The following is a 4,904-nucleotide window of genomic DNA, read 5'->3' as shown; positions in this document are numbered from 1 at the left end:
GGAACGCACCGTCCTGGGGTCGATCGACCAGTTGCTGCCGTAGAGCAGGACCGCGTCGGCCCGCCAATCGCGCGCCGCCTCCAGCACGTGACGTTGGAAGCCGGCGCGGTAGACGCCGTCGCCGTAGCCGCCACGCGCCCATCCCACGTCGACGAGGAACGGGAGCCCGGCGTCGGTCGGCAGGATCCGAACGTCTGCGTGCTGGCGCTCGAGCGCGCGTCCCAGCAGGAAGGCGACGTCGCTGGTGCGCAAGCGGGTGGCCGCGATCAACAGGATGCGCACGGGCGTGGGGTGCGTCTCTAGCGCCGTGACTCGTCCCAGTCGGCCGTCACTTGCACGGGCGAGAGACGCACGATGCCCCGCGGCGCCTTCATGAGCCGGTTGCCGATGACGTCGAAGAAGGTGGCCGGGTGCCAGGGCAGGAGCTCCCGCCAGGAGGCGTCGTAGATCCCGACCCACACGTGGAATCGACCACGCGGGAGCGGCATGTGGCGCACGCGACAGACGAGCTCCGACTCGCCGGACGCCAGCGTCATGTTGCGCCGGATGACGAAGATCGGCGTGGCCGGCCCTTCGCTGACGCCGATGAACAGCATCGCCTTCTGCGCCTCGGCGCTGTCGAGCACCAGCCGCACCTCGAGTGGCCCGTCGGTGCGGGGGCTCCCGCGCTCGCCGTCGTCGGCGATCGCCTTCAGCAACGGGACGATCGCCTCGACCGTCTGCCTCCCCGCCGCCATCTCCTCGATCCACTCGCGGTACTCACCCAGCACGTCGCGGATGGGCCCGTCGCCTCGCAGCAGGCCATCCACGAGCAGGAGGCACCGGTTGCACGTCGCCTCCACCGCGGCGAGGTCGTGCGACACGAGCACGAGCGTCGTGCCCTGGTTCAACACCTCGCGCATGCGGTCGTGGCAGCGCTGCTGGAACGAGGCGTCGCCGACTGCCAGGACCTCGTCGACGAGCTGGTTGTCGTGTTAGAGGTGGGCAGCCACCGAGAAGCCCAGGCGCATCTGCATGCCGCTCGAATAGAACTTGACCTGGCGGTCGATGGCGTCGTCGAGCTCGCTGAACGCGATGATCTGGTCGAAGCGTTGGGCCACCTCGCGACGGCTCAGGCCGAGCAGCGAGCCGTAGAGGTAGATGTTCTCCCGGCCGCTCAGCTCGTTGTGGATGCCGGCCTTCACCTCGATGAGCGCGCCGACGCGACCCGACACCGCGACGCGGCCTGCGTAGGGGTGCATCACACGCGAGAGGATCTTGAGCAGCGTCGACTTGCCCGAGCCGTTGGGCCCGACCAGGCCGACGGCCTCGCCCGGCTCGATGTGGACGCCGATGTCGCGCAGGGCCCAACGCCAGAAGTCCTCGTCGCCGCTCTGCCGCCGCGCCTTCCAGTAGTTGAGCTGCGTGGAGACCGACCACCGGCGGGCGTCGGAGCGGAACCGCTTCCAGATGTGGTCCGCGCGGATGGTGCCGTGCGCGAGGCCGGCGGCCTCAGGCGACATCGGCGATGCCCCCCTCGAGCCGCCGGAAGATGTAGTAGCCCGCGATCAGCACGACCATCGACGTGGCGGCCGCGGGGAGGAGCAGGTTCCAGGCCGGTGCCTTCCCTTGGAGCACGACGCGCCGGTAGCCGTCGATCACCGCTGCGAGCGGGTCGATCGCGCAGTACGCGGCCCGCCACCTACCCGGCACCGAGCGGATCCCCCACGCGACCGGTGTCAGGAAGAGGCCCATCTGGAGGATGCCGCCGAGCACCTGCTTCAGGTCGCGCACGTACACGACGGCGGTGGAGAACGCGAGCGTGAGGCCGACGGTGAGCGCGAGCTGCACGAGGATGAGCACGGGCACCCACAGGCTCGTGAGCCGCGGCGCGGTGCCGTAGTAGAGGAAGAGGAGCCCGAGGACGGCCGTGGCGAGGACCGTGTCGACGGCCTCCACCAGGATCGCGGCCACTGGGAACACCTCGCGTGGGCAGTAGACCTTGTTGAGGATCGTGCTGTTGAAGATGAGGCTGCCGGAACCACTCGACACCGACGAGGTGAAGAAGCTCCACGGGAGGAGCCCCACGTAGGCGAAGAGCGGGTAGGGGATGTCGCCCGTGTTGATCTTCCCGATGCGCTTGAAGAAGATGGTGAAGACGAGCACCGTCAGCAACGGCGTGACGATCGCCCACCCGAAGCCGAAGAACGACTGCTTGTAGCTCGCCCGGATGTCGCGCTCGGCCAGCGTGCGGACCAGCCGACGGTTGCCCCAGAGGTCGCGCAGGTCGCGCCGGACGTTGAGCCGATTCCGGTACAGAAGCTCGGGAGGCGGTGACGTCTTGTGGTCGAGGATGTCCGTCATCAGTCTCGTGCGTCCGTCTGCCGGCGCCGGTCGAACCCGGGCACCGACGTTGCCCCCCGAAATCGATCGCCCCAGCCCGCTCTACCTGGAACAGCCGCTCAGTCCACTTCGCAGCGTACCGGCTCCACCGGGCAGCCGCACAGGCCCAAGGCCAACAAACCGTCCACAACGGACAGGCTCGGCTCCCGGCCGGTGCCGTACCCTGGCCCGGACGTGGACGACCGGAACGTGCTGGTGACGGGGCTGCCCCGGTCGGGGACGACACTCGCCTGCGAGCTGCTGAACCTGGTCCCCGACGTCGTCGCGCTGGACGAGCCCATGAACCGCCTCATGCTGACCAGGGACTCGCTCCCCCGCCGCCCCCCCCGGCGCCCGAAGGGGCGGCTCCCGTGGCCGGGGAGCCGGGGCGCCCGCCCGACTCGAGCCGGCCTCCCCGCCGACCTCGTGGCCGACAACATCGGCCGGTTCCTCGACGCGACCCGCGCTTCCATCACCGATCGGGGGATGGCGCTCACCCGCCACGTCGAGGGCCGCGTGCTGGGCAGCAAGGTCGCCGACGAGTACGAGGCGGGGGGTCTCCGCGGACGGCTCTTCGCCCGCGGCGAGATCCGCTTCGACAAGCAGCTCTCCCCGGACTTCGTGCTCGTGGTCAAGCACAACTCGGCGTTCGCGGCCGTGCTGCCACAGCTCGCTACGCGGTTCGCGGTGACTGCGATCGTGCGCAACCCGCTGTCGATCATCAGCTCGTGGCAGACCGTGCCGTTCCCGGTGCAACGCGGGCACGCCTCGATCGCCGAGCTGCTCGACCCCGAGCTCGCACTCGCGCTCTCGCGGATCGACGACCGGGTCGACCGCCAGTTCTTCCTGCTGAGCTGGTTCTTCGGCCACTTCCGTGACGACCTGCCGGGCGATGCGTTCCTGCGGTACGAGGACATCGTGGCCTCGAACGGCGCCGCGCTCGCGGCCGTGGTGTCGAGCGCCGCAGGCCTGGCCCGCCCGCTCACGAACCGCAACCGCAGCGCGGTGTACGACCCGGCTGCGGTGGCTGCATTGGGCCGGCGTCTGCTCGACACCGACGGGCCGTGGTGGCATTTCTACACGCCCGACAGCGTGCGTCAGCTCCTGCCGGACGCGTGAGCCCAGAGCGCGGGCAGGTCGTTCAGCACCTCGAGGAAGCGGGCTCGCTCGACACCGAGATCGTGCTCGTGCGCGGTGGCCGACCCGGCCGCCACCAACCGCTCCATCTCGTCCGGAGGCAGGGCCATGGCCGCCTCGACCTGGTCGAGCACGTCCGCGTCGGTGTAGGCAGGGCGCAGGCTGTTGACCCCGGGCAGGCAGAACGACCGGTTGCCCACACAGTCCGGGCACACGACCAGCGTCCGCAACGCCATCCCCTCGAGCGCGGGGAGGTAGAAGCCCTCGGTGCGACGCGGGAGGAACAGGGTGACGCGGGCGCGGTTCATCCACGCCAGCAACTCCCGGCGCGGCACCGGATCGCCGAGCAGGTGCACCCGCCGCCCCGCCCGCTCGAGCCGCGGGAGCAGCACGGCACCCCGCTCGCGCTGCTTCGTCGCGACGACCAGCAGGTCGAAGTCGCGGCCCGCAGGGGACGAGGGCGCAGGCAGCGCGTCGATGTCGAGGCAGTTGGGGATGGTGAGCACGGGCCCGTTCACCCGACCGGTGCCCTCGATGGCGCGCGCCACCTCGAGGCTCACGCAGATCCGCACCGCCGGGTGGTGCAAGAAGGCGTAGCGCGGGTCGTCCGGCTCCGCGTGGCGCACGTGCTGCACGAGGTTGATCACCGGCCGGCGGGGTCGACGCCGCGCCCAAGGCCGGATGCGGCGCCAGTCGAGACCGGCGAGGAAGACGGCGTCGGCGCGAAAGCGCTGCGGCCGCTCGACGACGGCGTCGCGCGCGTCCGCCCAGGGGTTGCCCGCGTCCCAGACCGACTCCCGGGTGAACGCGACGTGGGCGGTGTGCGCGGGCGCGCTCCGCACGTGGTTGAAGTAGTCCCACATCTTGAGGTGCCCCCCGGTGAACCGGCGAAAGTCACGGTAGAAGAGCACCCGCTGCATCGACGTCGCGCACGGTACTCGGCGGCACGGTACTCGGCGTGAGGGTCCTCTACGTGATCAACGGCCTGGGCACGGGGGGCAGCGAGCGCTCGCTCGCCGAGCTGCTGCCGGCGCTGCGGGACGGCGGCGTCGAGCCGGTGATCGCCTGTCTCTTCCACCGCCACGAGGGCGTGCACGAGGCCCTGGCGGCCCGGGGCTTCGACGTGCGCGTCCTGCCCGGCCCCGGCTGGGCGACGCGCGCCCGCGCCTTGCGCCGCCTCGTGCGCGCCACCGGGCCCGATCTGGTGCACACCGCGATCTTCGAGTCCGACGTCCTCGGGCGGTGGGCGGCCCGGCGCACGTCGGTGCCCGTGCTGACCAGCCTGGTGAACACCTCGTACGGTCCCGCCCGCCGAGCCGACCCCCACGTGCGCGCCTGGCGCCTGCAGGCCGTGCGTGCCGTCGACGGGTGGACCGCCCGCCACCTGACCACGCACTTCCACGCCG

Annotated in this window: 5 protein-coding genes and 1 pseudogene; 3 read left to right on the top strand and 3 right to left on the bottom strand. The window is 71.1% G+C overall.

Annotation, left to right across the window (positions count from 1 at the left end; translation table 11 throughout):
- The first annotated feature begins 87 nt into the window (after positions 1–87).
- Positions 88–303, top strand: coding sequence for a hypothetical protein (locus tag E6G06_07600; protein TML91998.1), 216 nt, complete (start codon positions 88–90; stop codon positions 301–303).
- Here E6G06_07600 and E6G06_07595 read toward each other — a convergent pair.
- Positions 300–1,502: pseudogene (locus tag E6G06_07595) on the bottom strand (ABC transporter ATP-binding protein). The gene E6G06_07600 and the pseudogene E6G06_07595 overlap by 4 nt on opposite strands.
- Positions 1,492–2,343: an ABC transporter permease gene (locus E6G06_07590; protein ID TML91997.1), complete on the bottom strand. Its 852-nt coding sequence runs from the start codon at positions 2,341–2,343 to the stop codon at positions 1,492–1,494. The pseudogene E6G06_07595 and the gene E6G06_07590 overlap by 11 nt, the downstream one beginning before the upstream one ends.
- A 213-nt stretch (positions 2,344–2,556) precedes the next feature.
- Here E6G06_07590 and E6G06_07585 point away from each other — a divergent pair, with 213 nt between their 5' ends.
- Complete coding sequence (locus E6G06_07585; protein ID TML91996.1) at positions 2,557–3,480, top strand: hypothetical protein; 924 nt, start codon at positions 2,557–2,559, stop codon at positions 3,478–3,480.
- On the opposite strand, the gene E6G06_07580 is transcribed toward E6G06_07585, so the two are convergent.
- On the bottom strand, positions 3,459–4,418 hold the full coding sequence (locus E6G06_07580; protein TML91995.1) for a glycosyltransferase family 4 protein: 960 nt from the start codon (positions 4,416–4,418) through the stop codon (positions 3,459–3,461). The two genes, E6G06_07585 and E6G06_07580, sit on opposite strands and share 22 nt — an antisense overlap.
- 38 nt (positions 4,419–4,456) lie before the next feature.
- On the opposite strand from E6G06_07580, the gene E6G06_07575 reads away from it, so the two are divergent.
- The coding region (locus tag E6G06_07575) for a glycosyltransferase family 1 protein (protein TML92092.1) at positions 4,457–4,904 on the top strand (448 nt) is incomplete at its 3' end.

This window comes from Actinomycetota bacterium, assembly GCA_005888325.1.
Lineage (GTDB): Bacteria > Actinomycetota > Acidimicrobiia > Acidimicrobiales > AC-14 > AC-14.
Note: the sequence above shows the minus strand (reverse complement) of the source record. Positions and strands in the feature narration are given on the sequence as shown.

What these genes read in the sequence shown, in the direction of transcription:
- E6G06_07590 (TML91997.1), bottom strand. Translation starts at nt 2,343, where the DNA reads ATGACGGACATCCTCGACCACAAGACGTCACCGCCTCCCGAGCTTCTG.
- E6G06_07580 (TML91995.1), bottom strand. Translation starts at nt 4,418, where the DNA reads ATGCAGCGGGTGCTCTTCTACCGTGACTTTCGCCGGTTCACCGGGGGG.